Annotated in this window: 15 protein-coding genes and 2 pseudogenes; 13 read left to right on the forward strand and 4 right to left on the reverse strand. The window is 72.0% G+C overall.

Going from position 1 to position 15,902, the window contains the following annotated elements; genetic code table 11:
• Positions 1–1,124 (reverse strand): RtcB family protein (locus I5E_RS04570; protein WP_022905948.1); only part of this gene is annotated, 1,124 nt, incomplete at its 3' end.
• Between the two features lie 529 nt (positions 1,125–1,653).
• The gene (locus I5E_RS04580; RefSeq protein WP_022905950.1) at positions 1,654–2,118 is read right to left on the reverse strand and encodes a MarR family winged helix-turn-helix transcriptional regulator; all 465 of its coding nucleotides are present in this window, start codon (positions 2,116–2,118) and stop codon (positions 1,654–1,656) included.
• Between the two features lie 64 nt (positions 2,119–2,182).
• On the opposite strand from I5E_RS04580, the gene I5E_RS04585 reads away from it, so the two are divergent.
• From I5E_RS04585 to I5E_RS04600, 4 genes are all read left to right on the forward strand, one after another.
• Positions 2,183–2,710 (forward strand): phenolic acid decarboxylase, encoded by a 528-nt coding sequence (locus tag I5E_RS04585; RefSeq protein ID WP_022905951.1) that lies wholly within the window; start codon positions 2,183–2,185, stop codon positions 2,708–2,710.
• Positions 2,710–3,477 (forward strand): alpha/beta hydrolase, encoded by a 768-nt coding sequence (locus I5E_RS04590; RefSeq protein ID WP_022905952.1) that lies wholly within the window; start codon positions 2,710–2,712, stop codon positions 3,475–3,477. The genes I5E_RS04585 and I5E_RS04590 overlap by 1 nt, the downstream gene beginning before the upstream one ends.
• 65 nt (positions 3,478–3,542) lie before the next feature.
• Positions 3,543–5,372, forward strand: a complete 1,830-nt coding sequence (locus I5E_RS04595; protein WP_042723588.1) for a glycoside hydrolase family 15 protein — start codon at positions 3,543–3,545, stop codon at positions 5,370–5,372.
• A gap of 13 nt (positions 5,373–5,385) precedes the next feature.
• Positions 5,386–5,988 carry a J-domain-containing protein gene (locus tag I5E_RS04600; protein ID WP_022905954.1) on the forward strand — a complete coding sequence of 201 codons (603 nt, stop codon included), beginning with the start codon at positions 5,386–5,388 and terminating at the stop codon, positions 5,986–5,988.
• A 101-nt stretch (positions 5,989–6,089) separates the two neighbouring features.
• On the opposite strand, the gene I5E_RS04605 is transcribed toward I5E_RS04600, so the two are convergent.
• Positions 6,090–6,770, reverse strand: coding sequence for a hypothetical protein (locus I5E_RS04605; RefSeq protein ID WP_022905955.1), 681 nt, complete (start codon positions 6,768–6,770; stop codon positions 6,090–6,092).
• A gap of 202 nt (positions 6,771–6,972) precedes the next feature.
• Between I5E_RS04605 and I5E_RS04610 the strand changes: the two genes are divergently transcribed.
• The 5 genes from I5E_RS04610 (at position 6,973) to I5E_RS04630 (ending at position 10,572) form a co-directional block, all read left to right on the forward strand.
• On the forward strand, positions 6,973–7,530 hold the full coding sequence (locus I5E_RS04610; RefSeq protein WP_022905956.1) for a GNAT family N-acetyltransferase: 558 nt from the start codon (positions 6,973–6,975) through the stop codon (positions 7,528–7,530).
• 21 nt (positions 7,531–7,551) lie between these two features.
• A complete protein-coding gene (locus tag I5E_RS04615) occupies positions 7,552–8,115 on the forward strand; it encodes a cysteine hydrolase family protein (RefSeq protein WP_022905957.1) in 564 nt (187 codons plus the stop codon).
• A 135-nt stretch (positions 8,116–8,250) separates the two neighbouring features.
• Complete coding sequence (locus I5E_RS21170) at positions 8,251–9,123, forward strand: ABC transporter ATP-binding protein (RefSeq protein WP_441294321.1); 873 nt, start codon at positions 8,251–8,253, stop codon at positions 9,121–9,123.
• A gap of 37 nt (positions 9,124–9,160) precedes the next feature.
• On the forward strand, positions 9,161–9,991 hold the full coding sequence (locus I5E_RS04625; RefSeq protein ID WP_022905958.1) for an ABC transporter permease: 831 nt from the start codon (positions 9,161–9,163) through the stop codon (positions 9,989–9,991).
• Between the two features lie 80 nt (positions 9,992–10,071).
• Positions 10,072–10,572: a hypothetical protein gene (locus I5E_RS04630; protein ID WP_148286859.1), complete on the forward strand. Its 501-nt coding sequence runs from the start codon at positions 10,072–10,074 to the stop codon at positions 10,570–10,572.
• 26 nt (positions 10,573–10,598) lie between these two features.
• Here I5E_RS04630 and I5E_RS04635 read toward each other — a convergent pair whose 3' ends face one another.
• Positions 10,599–11,201: a dihydrofolate reductase family protein gene (locus I5E_RS04635; protein ID WP_022905960.1), complete on the reverse strand. Its 603-nt coding sequence runs from the start codon at positions 11,199–11,201 to the stop codon at positions 10,599–10,601.
• On the opposite strand from I5E_RS04635, the gene I5E_RS04640 reads away from it, so the two are divergent.
• The 4 genes and pseudogenes from I5E_RS04640 to I5E_RS04655 form a co-directional block, all read left to right on the forward strand.
• Positions 11,192–13,174: a family 43 glycosylhydrolase gene (locus I5E_RS04640; RefSeq protein WP_022905961.1), complete on the forward strand. Its 1,983-nt coding sequence runs from the start codon at positions 11,192–11,194 to the stop codon at positions 13,172–13,174. The two genes, I5E_RS04635 and I5E_RS04640, sit on opposite strands and share 10 nt — an antisense overlap.
• 192 nt (positions 13,175–13,366) lie before the next feature.
• Positions 13,367–14,488: pseudogene (locus I5E_RS26885) on the forward strand (serine/threonine-protein kinase); the annotation flags it as partial.
• Between the two features lie 76 nt (positions 14,489–14,564).
• On the forward strand, positions 14,565–15,587 hold the full coding sequence (locus I5E_RS25210) for a glycosyltransferase family 2 protein (RefSeq protein WP_031261556.1): 1,023 nt from the start codon (positions 14,565–14,567) through the stop codon (positions 15,585–15,587).
• 9 nt (positions 15,588–15,596) lie between these two features.
• A pseudogene (locus I5E_RS04655) lies at positions 15,597–15,902 on the forward strand (CDP-alcohol phosphatidyltransferase family protein); the annotation flags it as partial.

Raw genomic sequence — 15,902 nt, forward strand, 5'->3', positions numbered from 1 at the left:
GATCGACCGAGCTCCGACGCGTCCGCCATCACCTGGTCGATCGGCTTGTACGCGGCCGGGATCTCGTCGAGGAAGGCGTCGGTGTCGCGGTACTCGATGCCGACCATCGCCTCGCGCAGCTGGTCGTGCGTGAACGTCCGCCGTGCCGCGCTCCGCGAGAACAGCCGGCCCGCACCGTGCGGCGACGACTCCAGCGACGGCTTGTTGCCGAGGCCCTCGACCACGTACGACGCCGTGCCCATCGACCCCGGGATGAGCCCCGGCTGTCCCGCCTTCGCCTGGATCGCGCCCTTGCGGGACACCCACACGCTCTTCCCCCAGTGCGTCTCGCGCTGCGTGAAGTTGTGGTGGCAGTTGATCCGCTCCTGCTCGTCGACCGGGGTCCCGAGCACCTCGGACAGCTGCCGGACGACGCGGTCCATCATCTCCTCGCGGTTGAGGAGCGCGAAGTGCTGCGCCCACCGCAGCTCGGCGATGTAGCGGTCGAACTCCGGGGTGCCCTCGACGAGGTACGCGAGGTCGGGGTCCGGCAGCTCGATCCACCAGCGCTGCATCGCCTGCTTGGCGATCCTGATGTGCCGCTGGGCGATCTTGTTGCCGACGCCCCGGGACCCGGAGTGCAGGAAGAGCCAGACGCGGTCCGCCTCGTCGAGGGAGACCTCGATGAAGTGGTTGCCGGACCCGAGCGTGCCGAGCTGGTTCCGCCAGCCGCCGTGCGCCCCGGCGGGGTCGAAGCCGGCGGCCTCGGCCATCGCCTCGAGCTCGGCGATCCGCGGCGCGGCGGTCGCGACGACCTTCCGGTTCGACGCACCCGCCGACAGCGGGATCGCGCGCTCGATCTGCTCGCGGAGGACCCGCAGGTCGTCGGGCAGGTCACCCGCGGTGAACTGCGTCCGGACCGCGATCATGCCGCAGCCGATGTCCACGCCGACGGCCGCGGGCATGACGGCGCCGAGGGTCGGGATGACCGACCCGACGGTGGCGCCGAGCCCGAGGTGGGCGTCCGGCATGAGGGCCAGGTGCGGGAACACGAACGGCATCCGTGCCGTCGTGCGGGCCTGCTGCTCGGTGTTCTCCTCGAGCAGTGAGGCCCAGCTGAGCAATCGGTCGGTGATCTTCTGCATGGTTCGTCTCGCTTTCGTGACGGTCGGCGACCGCCTTCTGTGACGGTCTTCGGTGACGGTCCGAGGCGAGGTCCTGCTGCCGTCCTGCACCACGAGCCGTGGCGTCCGGAGGGCAGCGCGTTCTGAGGACGCCCCGGGCCGGGTGGGCACGGGGCGTCGGGTGACGTCGCGTGCCTACGCGGGGTAGCGGTCGGACTGCTGCTCGTTGCGCTGATCGAGCAGCACGACGAGTGCGTCGAGCTGGAGCTCGACCCACTGTTCGGGGTGCTGTTCGGCGCGCACGCGCGGTCCTTCCACTGGTGCCCGGGACGGGCGGTCCTGCCGGTGGGCAGGAGCACGACCGTAGTACGACACGCCCGGGATGCACAAGTCATCCCGGGCGTGTCGTACGGCGCGGTCGCCGGTCGACTGCCCGGTCGCCCGGCTCGGTCGCTCGGCTCGGCGGCTGGGCTCGGTCGCCGGGCTCGGTCGCTCGGCTCGGCGGCTGGGCTCGGTCACCGGGCTCGGTCGCCCGACTCGGGCGCTGGTCTCAGTCGCCGTCGAGCTGCTCGCGCAATCGCGCGAGCGCCGGCACCGCACGTGCGAGCGCCCGCCGGTCGTCCTCCGACAGCGCGGACATCGCCCGGACGAGCACCCGTTCGGCCGAGGCGTCGTAGACCGCCAGCCGTTCCCGGGCCAGGGTCGTCAAGCCGACCTCGGTGCTCCGCCCGTCACCGCGCGCGAGCCGCCGTTCGACCAGCCCGTCGCGCTCCATCGCCTGGACGAGGTTGCTCACGGTGGAGCGTGCGAGGCCGAGTGCACGGCCGATCGCCGTCGGGCTCGACCACCCGTCCTCGTCGAGCCGTCGGAGCACCTCGATCTGCGCGTCCGGGATGTCGGGGAGGTCCACCGACGACCGCGCGGTGGTCAGCAGGACACGTCGGAACGGTCCGATCTCGGCACTCAGTCGCCGGGCCACCCGGGGCAGGTCGGATCCGTCCGCTCGCTCGTCCACGTTCCCAGGGTAGTCACCGGAAGTACGCTTGCAACAAACGCAATCCGGGAGCAAACTCGAAGGCATGGACATCACCACCAGCGTCGAGCACCCCGTCCCCGAGCAGGACCTCTCCGGCATCGTCGGCCACCGCTTCATCTACACCTACGCCAACGGGTGGCAGTACGAGATGTACGTGAAGAACGCCACCACGATCGACTACCGCATCCACTCCGGCATGGTGGGCGGCCGCTGGGTGAAGGACCAGCAGGTCGACCTGGTCGCCCTCACCGCCGGCGTCTACAAGGTGTCGTGGAACGAACCGACCGGTACCAGCGTCGTCGTGACGGTCGTGCCCGGCGAGCGGGTCCTGCACGGCACGATCTTCTTCCCGCGCTGGGTGGAGGAGGACGGCAGCAAGACCGTGCTGTTCCAGAACGACCACCTCGACCGCATGCGCGAGTACCGCGACCAGGGCCCCACCTACCCGATCTACGTCGTGCCCGAGTTCGCCCACATCACGCTGTTCGAGCACGTCGGCGAGGACGACGAGACCATCGTCGACACCGCCCCGGGCGACCTGCCCGCTGGATTCGCGGACCGGAGCAACTGATGGCGACGACGACGACGATCTCGCTCGACCACGGCGGTCGGACGCTCCGCGGGTGGCAGCTCGGCGACGTCGCGCCCGGGCACCGAGCCGCTCTGCTCGTGCACGGCTTCGGCAGCACCGACACCGGCGGGCAGCAGCTGTTCGTCCAGACCGCCCGCGCGCTGGCCGAGCACGGCACCGCCGCGCGCTCCTACAGCCGCCTCGGACACGGCACGAGCGACGGCGACTTCGCCGACATCACCATCGGCGACGAGGTCGAACAGGTCGCCCGGATGATCCGAAGCCTCGCCGCCGACGCCGACGCGCCCGTCCACGTCGTGGCCCACAGCCTCGGCGCGGTGGAGTCCGCCATGGCGGCCGCGCGGGTGCCCGACCTGGTCGCGACGCTCACCCTGTGGTCGCCGGCCGGTGTGGTCGTCGACGACATCGCGCGGCACGACGAGATCCAGGGGCAGCCGCTCGCTGCGGCGCGGGAGCAGGGGTGGTTCGACTTCGGCGGCATGGCCCTCGGCACCGCGTTCATCGACGAGGTGCGGGCAGGCCTCGACGTGTACGACACGATCGACCGGTACACCGGCCCCGCCGAGGTCCTGCACGGCACCGCGGACCAGATCGTCCCCGTCCGGTACGGGCAGCGGTACGGCGAGGTGCTCCCCGGGGCGGTGTTCACCGCGGTGGAGGGCGCCGACCACGGCTGGTCGTCGGTGCCGTGGCGGCGGACACTCCTCGACCACCTGCTCGCCGCGACGAGCGGCAGCGTGCGCTGACCGGTCCGACGCCGCGGGGTACGTCCGCCTGATGGCCCGGCACGGGGCACGGGCAGTCTGGGAGCATGACCGAGCGCACCGGAGACACCCCTGACGTGATCCACGACGAGGAGCGCACCGACGGGTACGCGCCGCTCCGCTCCTACGGGGCGATCGGCGACGGTCGGACCGTGGCGCTCGTCGCGCGTGACGGGCGCATCGACTGGCTGCCCATCCCGTCGATGGACTCACCGCCGGTCTTCGCGAGCATCCTCGACGCCGAGCACGGCGGGTACGTCGCGCTCCGCCCGGTCGACCAGGACGCCCGGGTCTCCAGGGAGTACCTGCCCGGCACGAACGTGCTCGTGACCACCTGGACGACGTCGACGGGCACCGTGACCGTCACGGACGCGATGGTGACCGGGGTCGCCGGACGGCTGCCGTGGGCCGAGGTCGCGCGGTGCGTGCAGGGCGTCGCCGGCAGCGTCGAGCTCGAGTGGGCCGTCGTGCCGGGCACCCTGTTGAACACGGCTGAGCCGAAGCGACTCGACACCGCCAACGGTGCCGTCATCGGCATCGACGGCATCACGATCGCGATCGTCGAGCACGGGTTCGACCCCGGGCACGACGACGGACCGCGGTTCTCCGGACGGTTCTCGGCGACCGAGGGCTCGAAGCACATCCTGACCATCGTCGGCACGCACGACGAACCGATCTTCATGCCACGCCCGGAGAGCGCCCTCGACGCGATGGACCGGACGATCGAGAACTGGGCCACCTGGTCGCGGGAGTTCGACTACGACGGACCGTGGGCCGAACACGTGCAACGGAGCGCCCTCGCACTGAAGCTGCTCATCTACTCGCCGACCGGTGCGATCGCGGCAGCGCCGACGACGAGCCTGCCGGAGGACCGCACGGGCGGCAAGAACTGGGACTACCGCTTCGCGTGGGTCCGCGACCTGTCCTACACGGTGCACGCGCTGACCCGTTTCGGGCTGCGCGAGGAGACCCACGCCGCCGTCTCGTGGGTGATGCGGACCATCGCCGAGCACGACTCGGACATGCCGATCTTCTACGGTCTGGACGGCTCGAAGAGCGACGGCGTCGAGGAGCGTGACGTGCCGGGCTGGAACGGCATCGGCCCCGTGACCATCGGGAACCGTGCCGGGGACCAGCTGCAGCTCGGGGTGTGGGGCGACGTCTTCGAGATCCTCCGCCAGTACGTCCGCGCGGGCAACGTCCTCGACCGGAAGACCGCCGCCGTCCTGCAGGGACTCGCCGACGACGCGTGCCACCGCTGGGAGGAGCCGGACTCGGGCATGTGGGAGCTGCAGGACACGCAGCACTACGTCTCGAGCAAGATCGGCTGCTGGCAGGCGCTCGACGCCGCGGCGGAGCTGCACGACGCGGGCATGATCGACGGTCCCCGCGACAAGTGGGTGGAGAACCGCGAGCTCATCGAGCAGTGGGTCGCCGAGCACGGGTGGGACGAGGAGCGCGGGTACTACGTGATGTACCCGGGGTCCGACGAGCTCGACACGTCGATCCTGCTGCACGCGATGAGCGCGTTCGACCGCGGCCCCCGCATGGAGTCGACGATCCGCGCGATCGAGGAGCAGCTGCAGCACGGCCCGCTCGTGTACCGGTACTCGGGCATGGAGTCCGAGGAGTCGCCGTTCGTGGCGTGCTCGTTCTGGCTCGCCGCCGCGATGGCCTGTGTCGGACGGGTCGACGACGCCCGTGCGCTCATGGACGAGATGGTCGAGCAGGCGAACGACGTCGGCATGTTCAGCGAGATGATCAGCGAGGACGGCGCCTTCATGGGCAACATCCCGCAGGGGCTGTCGCACCTCGCGCTCATCCAGGCGGCGCTCACGATCGAGGAGGTCGCTGGCGAGGAGCGCTCCGGGGAGTGATCATGGAGGGGTCATGAACGACGTCGATGCACGCATGGACCGGCTGCGACGAGCCGCCCGCTACCGGTACCAGCAGCTCGTGGACAGCGAGATCGAACGCGGCTCCCTCGACCCCGACGAGGTCCGCGAGGAACGTCGGCTCCTGAAGGCCGCCGACGTCGCCGCGCACGCCCGCGCCCAGATCGAACAGGCCGAGCGGCGGGGCGCCTTCGAGGGCAACCCGTACCACGGCAAGCCACTCCCGGGGAACGACGGGCGCCACGATCCCGACTGGTGGATCAAGGCGAAGATCGAGCGCGAGGAGATCACCGGCATCGCTCCGCCGGCGCTGTCGCTGCGCAAGGAGGACGGCGAGCTGGACGGACGGCTCGACGACCTCGCCCTCGAGGCCGACGTCCGTGCCGTGCTCGAGGACTTCAACGCCCGCGTGAAGGAGGCCCGTCGGCAGCTGCTCGGTGGGCCGCCGGTGGTGACCCCGCTCCGTGACGTCGACACCGAGGTGGGGCGCTGGCGGGAACGCCGGCAGGAACGCCTCGCGGCCGAGGCGCAGGCGGCCGCGGACTGGGCCGCTGCCGAGGCGGACCGACCACGACGGTGGTGGCACCGACGTCGATGAGGTGATCTGCGCCTCCTTGACCGTCCCCTCCCCCGGACGCCAGAACGACCGCAGCACCGCGCTCGTGGCGCGGTGCTGCGGTCGTTCCTGGCGGGGGGGTGTTACTTGATCTGTGCGGTGATGGTCGCGACGCCGACGAGGAGGCCGGACTTCACGGCGTCGGTCTTGAAGGTGCTGTTGAGCAGCTTCGCGGCGTCGCCGGAGACGTGCACGGTGGTGCCGGTCAGGATCGCGTTGTCACCCTCGAGCTGCAGCGGCTTCAGGGTGCCACCGTGCAGGGAGAACAGGTACGCGTTGTTGACCGCGACCTTGCCGTTGACCAGGACGTCGCCGTAGAGCTTGGACGAGCCGGGGTTCACGACGAAGTTCTCCAGCGTGACCGTGGTCTCACCGGCGGTGAGGGTCAGGCCCGAGTCGTCGTGGTTGAGCAGGCCCTGCACGTAGGGGCGGTAGTTGCCGTCCGGGGACCAGTACGTGACCGACCCGGAGGTGATCGGGAACGACACGGACCCGTCGGCGAGCTTGGCGTCGCCGGAGACACCCGGGGTCAGCTTCAGGGCGGTGAGGGCGTCGGTGAAGCCGGAGTCGAGCTTCACGGCGGTGTTGCCGCCGAGGACCTCGGGGACCGAGGCGACGGGGCCGGGGATCTTCGACGACGACGAGGACACGGTGTGCACCGACGGGGTCGAGGCCTGCGCGGAGGTGATGCCGAACGCGGCACCGCCGAGCACGAGCGCACCCGTGGTCGCGAGGGTGATGGAGGTCTTCAGGGACTTGCGCATGGGATCTGTCCTTTGCTGTCGTCGCGCTCGGCGCGGTGTGCTGTGTGCGCACCGAACGCACCCTGGTGCAGGGTGGAGAACCAGCGGTGAGCGGCTGGTGAGCGCCTCCCGGGGAGGTTCCCCGGGCTGATGCAACTCATTCGGCACCCTCACCCCACCGGATTGGTCCCGACCCAGAACGCTCGGTGCGGGAGGATGGGGCATGGCCGTCCTCCTCCGTCCGTGGTCGATCGACGACGCGCCGGCGCTCCTCGCCGCGCGACAGTCCACCCCGGACCTCGACACCCAGCTCCCCGCCGACCTGACCGACGAGGACGCTGCCCGTCGGCACATCGGGTCCTGGCCGTCCTCCGGTGCGCACGCCCGCATTTGGGCGATCGTCGAGGACGGCCTCACGGTGGGGAACGTCGGCCTGTCGGCGATCGAGTCCCGGCACGGAACGGCCTGGGCGTCCTACTGGCTGGCCGGCGACGCCCGCGGTCGCGGCCTCGCCACCCGAGGGCTGGCGGCAGTGGCTCGCTGGGCGTTCGGCGCCGGGTTGCACCGGCTCGAGCTCGGCCACCGGGTGAACAACCCCGCATCGTGCCGGGTGGCGACGGGCGCGGGGTTCGTCGCCGAGGGGATCGAGCGGCAGAAGCTCCGCTACGGCGCCGAACGGTTCGACGTCGAGACGCACGCACGGCTCGCGAGCGACCCCGTGCCCGACGTCGCCGCCGTCGAGCTGCACGGCGACCCGCTCCGGATCGACGGGGCGCCCTGACCGCGAGCGCATACTGAACCGATGACCCGCGCACTCCTCCTCGTCGACATCCAGCAGGACTACTTCCCGGGCGGGGCGTTCCCGGTCGTCGGTCCGGAGGCGGCCGCGACCGCCGCACGCACGGTGCTCGACGGGTTCCGCGCGGCCGGCGACCTCGTCGTGCACGTCTTCCACGTCGCGACCGAGCCCGACGCCACGTTCTTCCGGCCGGGCACGCCGGGGCTCGAGTTCCACCCGTCGGTCGCGCCGATCGACGGCGAGCGGGTGGTCGAGAAGCACGAGCCGAACAGCTTCGTGGGCACCGGCCTGCAGGCGCTCCTGACCGACGCCGGCGTCACCGAGCTCACCGTCGTCGGGATGATGAGCAGCATGTGCATCGACTCGACCACCCGGGCGGCGCACGAGCTCGGCTTCTCCGTGACCGTCGTCGCGGACGCCTGCGCGGCGCCCGACCTGGTGTTCGGCGACGGCACGATCCCGGGCGCGAGCGTCCACGCCGCCTTCATGGCGGCGCTCGACGGCAGCTTCGCGACGGTCGTCACGAGCGCCTCCCTCCGAAGGACCACCCGCCCCCACGCGGGATGACGGGGCCGGACGCGGCCAGCAGCCCCGACCCGGAACGACGCGGGACGAGACGACCCGCCGTCCCCACACGGGATGACCACATCTCCCCCTCAGGGCGGACGCGGCCGACTCCCAGACCCCCGTAGCGTTGCCGCCGTGATCGAAGTCGAGCACCTCACCAAACAGTACGGTCCGAAGACCGCCGTCGACGACGTCTCGTTCGTCGTGCGGCCGGGCAGCGTGACCGGCTTCCTCGGGCCCAACGGCGCCGGGAAGTCCACCACGATGCGGATGATCATGGGGCTCGACCGCCCCACGTCCGGCACGGCGACGGTGAACGGGCAGCCGTACCGGAGCTTCCGCGACCCGCTCCGGCAGGTCGGGGCGCTGCTCGAGGCGAAGGCCGTCCACCAGGGCCGGAGCGCCTACAACCACCTGCTCTCGCTCGCCGCGACGCACGGCATCCCGAAGTCCCGCGTGCACGAGGTCATCGACATGACCGGCCTCGACTCCGTCGCGAAGAAGCGCGTCGGCGGGTTCTCGCTCGGCATGGGGCAGCGCCTGGGAATCGCTGCCGCACTGCTCGGCGACCCGAAGACCCTGATCCTCGACGAGCCGGTCAACGGCCTCGACCCGGACGGCGTGCTCTGGGTGCGGCAGCTGGCCCGTCGCATGGCGGCCGACGGTCGCACCGTCTTCCTCTCCAGCCACCTGATGAGCGAGATGGCGCAGACCGCCGACCGCGTCGTGGTCCTCGGCCGCGGTCGGGTCCTCGCGGACGCCCCCATCCAGGAGTTCGTCGCCGGCGGCGGCACCGGTGGCAGTCGCGTCGTCGTCCGCACGCCGGCCCCCGACCAGCTGTTCCAGGCGATCGGTCCGAACGCGTCCGTGACCCCGCGCGAGGACGGCACCTTCATGGTCGTCGGCCCGGACGCCACCACGGTCGGGAACATCGCCGCCAGGTCGGCGTCCCGCTGCACGAGCTCACCCCGGTCGGCGCGAGCCTCGAAGAGGCCTACATGGCGCTGACCCGCGACGACGTCGAGTACCGATCGGAGGGCGCCCGATGACCGCCACGACCCTGCCGCCCACCACCGGACTCCGGTTCGGACGTCTCGTGCGGAGCGAGTGGATCAAGTTCCGCAGCATCCGCTCGACGGTCTGGTGCCTCGCGATCCTCGTCGTCCTGACGATCGCGATGGCGTTCCTCATCGGCAACGCGCTCGACGTCGGCGGTGCGGTGTCGAAGGACAGCCAGAACGGCACCCTCGTCACGATCAACACCGCGAGCGTCAGCCTGACGGCGCTCGTCGTCGCGGTGCTCGGCGTGCTCATCATCACGGGGGAGTACGGCACCGGCCAGATCCGGTCGACGTTCACCGCCGACCCGCACCGCACCGGCGCGGTCCTCGCGAAGGCAGCCGTCCTCGCGGTCACGACCTTCGTCGTCAGCGCGGTGTCGATCTGGATCGGCGTCATCGTGTCGGCCGCGCTGCAGGCGGGCAAGGGCGTGCACGCCGACCTCGCCGACCCGGCCGTGTTCATGCCGCTGCTCGGCGCGTCGGTGTACGTGACGCTCCTCGCGCTGCTCGCGTTCGGCATCGGGCTCCTCGTCCGGTCGAGCGCCGGCGGCATCGCGATCACCCTCGGGCTCCTGCTGGTGCTCCCGGTCGTGCTGTCCCTCATCGCGAACGTCATCCAGGCGCAGTGGCTCCTCGACGTCACGAAGTTCCTGCCCGACCAGGCCGGGGCGCAGCTGTTCGCCTACTCGTCCGCGGACGCCGTCCAGCAGGAGGGCGTGGTGCTGAACGGCTGGGCCGGCTTCGGTGTCCTCGTCGCCGAGGTCGTGGCGGTGGGTGCGCTCGCCCTCGCGGTCGCACGCCGACGCGACGTCTGACGGTCCCACCACCGGACGGGAGGCGCGGTGCGGGCCCGCACCGCGCCTGGCGTCCCGCACGCAATCCGTATGCTCGCTCTGTGCCCCGTCTCCGCCCACGTCTCGTCCCCGCTGCCACCGGGCTGCTCGTGGTCGGCGGACTGCTCGGCGTCGCCGGCTGCGCCGCGACACCGCCGGTCGACGCGACGGAGCTCCGGCAGTGGCGGAGTGCCGAGGACGCGGCGACCGAGGCCGATCCGGACGTCCTCGGCGTGCTGACCGCCGACATCCAGCCCGGGCGCCAGGACCCGGCCGACGTCGGACCGGGAGTGCGCCTGCAGTTCCCCGCGTCGCACGACGTCGACCACCTCGAGTTCTCGTGCTACGGCAACGGGCAGATGCAGGGCACGATCCGCATCGAGTCGCGCCGCGGGTCGGGGAGCTTCGTCGTCGATCCCGTGGACTGCCGGGACAGCCCGCACCCGATCCGGCTGACCGAGTTCGCGAGCACGGCCGTCGACTCCGTCGGGTTCGCCGCGTTCGACAGCGACCGGCCGAGCGCCTGGCGCCTCGTCATCGTCGGGACGCCCGGCGACGGCTGAGCCGGGCCGGCCCCGGGTGCGGCCGCTCAGCGCCGGATGTCGTACCGGTGCATCGTCACGCCCGTGTCCCACCGCTGCTGTTCGAGCAGGTCGAGGACGAGCGGCGGTCGAACGCCCGACGCCGGCGGGTCGAACAGCGGCCGACCGCGCCCGAGCACCGCGGGGTGCGTGAAGACCATGAGCTCGTCGAGGAGCCCCGCGTCGAGGAGCTGCGTCGCGACGCTCGGGCCGCCGACCCCGACGTCGCCCTCGGAGCCGGCACGGATGCGGGCGAGCTCCTCGATCGCGTCGCCGTCCCGGCCGATGACCCGCGTGTCGTGGTCCGCCGCCGTCCGCGTGCGGGAGACCAGGACCTTCGGCTGCTCGGTCCAGATCTCGCCGTACTCGCGCATGAACGCCGGCAGGGACGGATCGGTGCGGGCATCGGGCCAGAACGGGTCCATCAGGTCGCGGACCACGCGCCCCTCGACGGACAGCGTCATCGCCCGGGCACGACGGTTGAACTCGCGGTGGAGTGTCTCGTCGATGCGGACCCACGCGGGTCCGTCCGGGCCGTCGTGCTCCCCGGCCTCGGTCTCGACGAACCCGTCGACCGAGGCGTTGATCCAGTAGACGAACCGTGCGGGCATCCGGTGCCTCCTCGGGCTGGTCGGCCGGTGGCGACGAGCGTACGCTCGCCCTCGTCCGCACGCTCCTCGACGACGAGAGCAGGTCCACCGTGCGCCGATCACTCCGAGCGGTCCTCGCGATCGCGACGGTCGCGGGGCTCGCGACCACGTTCCTCCAGGTCGGTGCCGGCAGTGCGCCCGCCGTCGCCGCGGTGACGACGTCCGCCCGAGGCGGGGCCGCGCCCGCGCACGAGAACCCGATGACGCTCGCGCTGCCGGACGGACAGACGGCGGCGAGCTGCGCCGACCCGACCGTCGTGCACGGCGCCGCACGGGACCGGAACTGGTACCTCTACTGCACGTCCGACGCCCTGACCGCGACGGAGCAGGACCCGGACGGGTCACTCGTGCAGCACACGGTCCCGACCTACCGCTCCACCGACCTCACGCACTGGCGGTACGTGGGTGACGCGTTCTCGTCGAAGCCGTCGTGGGTGGGCGACGCGAACGGCATCTGGGCACCGGACGTGGTGTACCGCGCCGGGACGCACGGGCGGCCGGGCACCTGGTACCTCTACTACGCGGCGTCGGACACCCCGACCGCCACCGCACCGACCGGCGGCGGGTCGGCCGTCGGCGTCGCGACGAGCCCCGGCCCGACCGGTCCGTGGACGGACTCCGGCGGGCCCGTCGTCGCACCGCAGGCCGCGCCGAACGGCACCGGGCAGCGGTGGGAGTTCGACCCCGAGGTCATCACCGACCACGGCCGCACGTACCTGTACTTCGGCAGCTACTTCGGCGGGGTGCACGTCCGGCAGCTCAGCGCCGACGGCCTCCGGTCCGTCCCGTCCACCGAGCGCCAGATCGCGATCGACAACCGCTACGAGGGCACGTACCTGATGCGGCACGACGGCTGGTGGTACTTCACGGGCTCCGCGACGAACTGCTGCAACGGCGCCCTCACCGGGTACGGCGTGTTCGTCGCCCGGTCGCGCAGCCCGCTCGGCCCGTTCACCGACCAGGACGGCGTCCCGATCACGAGCACCCGGGTCGGCGGCACACCGCTGCTCGCCCAGAACGGGAACCGCTGGGTGGGTACCGGGCACAACACGGTCGTCACCGACTTCGCCGGGCAGGACTGGATCGTCTACCACGCCGTCGACCGCCACGACCCGTACTACGCGGGGCAGGGCACGTACACGAAGCGCCCGGTGCTGATCGACCCGCTCGACTGGGTGCACGGCTGGCCGGTCGTCCGCGGTGGCGCCGGTCCCTCGGAGGGCGTGCAACCCGGACCGGTGGCGCAGCCCGGCGAGCGACCGACGTACCGCGCGACGGCCGCGCCGGTCGACGTGCCCGGACGGACGATCCGTGCGCTGTCCACCGGGTTCGACGGGTCGACCCTGCCACCGGCCCTCCGCTGGACGCGCGAACCCGACCGCTCGACCTGGACCGTCTCGGGCGGTGCCCTCCGCTGGCAGACCCAGGACGCCGACATCCACCCGCCCGGGACGCCGCTCGCCTCGGTCCTGTCCGAACCCGCTCCCCGCGGCGACTGGGTGGCCGAGACCACCGTCGCGGTCGACACCCCCGCGACCGGCGACGGCGTGAACTACGTCCAGGGCGGGCTCGTCGTGTACGGCAGCGACAGCGATTACCTGCGCCTGACGTCCAACTCGATCTTCGACACCCGGCAGACGGAGTTCGGCAAGCAGGTGTCGGGGCAGCCCGCGGGCGCCCCGACCTACGGCAACATGGTCGTCGGACCGGTCGGGGACACCACCACCCTGCGGATCGTGCACCGCTTCGTGGCCGGGGAGCACCGGTACACCGCGTACACGAGCGTCGACGGGCGGCACTTCGTGCGCGGCGGGACGTGGACGGCGGACCTCGGCGCGACGCCGCGGATCGGGCTCGTCTCGCTCGGCGGGGCCGGGTTCACGAGCACGTTCGACGACCTGCGGGTGAGCACGGTGACGACGACCCGGCGCTGACGACGGCGCGCTCGCGCGCGCCCAGCCGGAAGACGCCGGAGCGCACCACGAACGGCGTCGGGATGGGAGGATGCATCGTTGGCTGCCGGAACCGAGAACGAGGGTCAGATGAGTCCGACCGAGGACGCCCAGTCCGCGGCCCCCCTGCTCGACGGGCGCTACCGGCTCGAGCACGCCATCGGGCAGGGCGGCATGTCCACCGTCTACCGGGGCGTCGACGAGAGCCTGCACCGCCCCGTCGCCGTCAAGGTGTTCCACGCCGGCACGGTCGACGTCGCCCGCCAGGAGGCCGAGCTCGGCGTCCTCGCGGCCCTCGAGCACCACAACCTCGTCAGCCTGCTCGACACCGGGGTCGTCACCGGGCGGGACGGCACGCACCAGCGCTACCTCGTGATGGCCCTCGTCACCGGGCAGGACCTCGAGGAACGCCTCGCCGTCGGCCCCCTCGCCGCCCGCCACATCGCCGAGATCGGCTACGACATGGCCGAGGCGCTGGACTACATCCACAGCCACGGCGTCGTGCACCGCGACATCAAGCCCTCGAACATCCTGCTCGTCGACTACGGCAACGACTCCGACCGTGCCCGCGCCCGGCTGACGGACTTCGGCATCGCGCTCGCCGCCGGGGTGGAACGCCTCACCGCCGACGGCGTCACCACCGGCACCGCCGCCTACCTCAGCCCCGAGCAGGCCCGCGGCGCCGAGGTCGGTGCGCCGAGCGACGTCTACTCGCTCGGCCTCGTCCTGCTGCAGTGCTTCACCCGGCGCCGCGAGTTCCCGGGGTCGCTCGTCGAGTCCGCCGTCGCGCGGCTCTCACGCGACCCGGTCGTCCCCGAACCGCTCCCGGACCACTGGAAGCACCTGCTGACGGCGATGACCGCGCAGGACCCGGCCGCACGCCCCGCCGGCGCCGACCTCGTCACGATGCTCCGCGACGTCGTCATCGCCGAGACCACCGGAGCCGACCACGTCGTCGACACCGCACCGGCCGGACCGGCACCGACCACCGCGGACTCCCCGCGCCCCGCGACCCTCGACAGCCTGCCGGAAGAGGCCCTCGGTCGCACCACGGCGATGGCCGCGCGGCTGTTCGACGCACCGATCGCGCTCGTCGAGGTGCTCGACGAGGACCGCGCCTGGTCGCAGTCGTACATCGCGCCCGGCGTCGACGACGCGGCACGCCACATCAACTTCCGCAACGGGTTCGCGCCCGTGCCCGTCCCCGTCGTGATCCCGGACGGCTCCGTCCACCCCGAGATGCAGCACAGCCCGCTCGTGACCGGGCCGCTCGGCATCCGGTTCTACGTCAGCGTCCCGCTCGTGCGGCACGACGGGTCGCCGATCGGCACGCTCGCCGTGCTCGACACGAAGCCCCGGCAGGCGACAGCCCCTGCCGGGCGTCTCGTACGTGATGCCCGTCCTCAACGAGGTCACCGAGGTCCGGGCAGCCGTCCAGAGTCTGCTGGAGCAGGACTACTCCGGTCCGTTCGAGGTCATCCTCGCCCTCGGCCCGTCGATCGACGGCACGAACGAACTCGTCGCCGAGATGAGCGCCGCCGATCCCCGGATCCGCGCGATCGAGAACCCGGCGGGCTCGACGCCCGCCGGCCTCAACGTGGCGATCCGTGCATCGGTGCACCCGGTCGTCGTCCGCGTGGACGCCCACTCGGTCCTCCCCACGGACTACACGCGCATCGCGGTGCGGGTGCTGCAGGAATCGGGTGCCGACAACGTCGGCGGCATCATGCGCGCCGAGGGACGGACCCCCTTCGAACGCGCCGTCGCGCTCGCCTACGGCAGCCGCGTCGGCCTCGGCGGGACGCCGCACCACGTCGGCGGACGGGCCGGTCCGGCCGAGACCGCGTACCTCGGTGTGTTCCGCCGCGACCGCCTGTTCGAGGTCGGGCTGTTCGACGAGGGCATCAAGCGCGGGCAGGACTGGGAACTCAACCGGCGACTGCGGCAGACCGGCGGCACCGTCTGGTTCACGCCCGAGCTCGTCGTCACCTACCGCCCGCGGCCCAGCCTGAAGCGCCTGGTCCGGCAGTTCGTCGCCACCGGGCTGTGGCGCGGCGAACTCGCACGCCGATTCCCCGCCAACAACGGCCTGCGCTACTTCGTCCCGCCGGCCATGGTCGCGGCGATGGCACTCGGCATCGTCGCCGGGGTCGTCGGGATCATCGGCGCCGCGCTCGGCACCGGTGCGGCATGGGCGCTGCTCGGCTTCGTCGTCCCGGCGGTCTACCTCGTCTTCGTCGTCCTGGGGGCCGTCGCGGTCGCCCGGCGGTCGTGGCTCCCGACGCTCCTCTGGCTCGTCGTGGTGCTGCCGTGCATCCACGTCGGGTGGGGACTCGGCTTCATCATCGGCTTCCTGACCCGGACGTCCGAACTGACCACGCACACGGGACGGTGACCTGACCTCTTGACCGACGACACGACCGGCCGCGGGAACGCCCGCCCCTCCTCGATCGCCGAACTCCGCGCCGTCGCCCAACCGGACGAGGTGCGCTCGCGGGCGAACGCCGAGCACTGGACGGCCTCGCTGTACCTGCGGGACGTCTCGCCGTACCTGACGTGGGTGCTCCTGAAGACACGGGTGAGCGCGAACCAGGTGACCGGTCTGATGATCTTGGTCGGGTGGAGCGTCGCCGCGGCGCTGCTCATCCCGGGGATCTGGGGCGCGGTCCTCGCTCTCGTGCTCGGCCAGCTCCAGATGCTCGTCGACTGC

The sequence above is a fragment of the Curtobacterium sp. B18 genome (assembly GCF_000333375.1).
Taxonomy (GTDB): Bacteria; Actinomycetota; Actinomycetes; order Actinomycetales; family Microbacteriaceae; genus Curtobacterium.

Coding starts and splice junctions, on each gene's coding strand:
- I5E_RS04585 (WP_022905951.1), top strand. CDS start 2,183: ATGGACATCACCACCAGCGTCGAGCACCCCGTCCCCGAGCAGGACCTC.
- I5E_RS04590 (WP_022905952.1), top strand. CDS start 2,710: ATGGCGACGACGACGACGATCTCGCTCGACCACGGCGGTCGGACGCTC.
- I5E_RS04595 (WP_042723588.1), top strand. CDS start 3,543: ATGACCGAGCGCACCGGAGACACCCCTGACGTGATCCACGACGAGGAG.
- I5E_RS04600 (WP_022905954.1), top strand. CDS start 5,386: ATGAACGACGTCGATGCACGCATGGACCGGCTGCGACGAGCCGCCCGC.
- I5E_RS04605 (WP_022905955.1), bottom strand. CDS start 6,770: ATGCGCAAGTCCCTGAAGACCTCCATCACCCTCGCGACCACGGGTGCG.
- I5E_RS04610 (WP_022905956.1), top strand. CDS start 6,973: ATGGCCGTCCTCCTCCGTCCGTGGTCGATCGACGACGCGCCGGCGCTC.
- I5E_RS04615 (WP_022905957.1), top strand. CDS start 7,552: ATGACCCGCGCACTCCTCCTCGTCGACATCCAGCAGGACTACTTCCCG.
- I5E_RS04625 (WP_022905958.1), top strand. CDS start 9,161: ATGACCGCCACGACCCTGCCGCCCACCACCGGACTCCGGTTCGGACGT.
- I5E_RS04635 (WP_022905960.1), bottom strand. CDS start 11,201: ATGCCCGCACGGTTCGTCTACTGGATCAACGCCTCGGTCGACGGGTTC.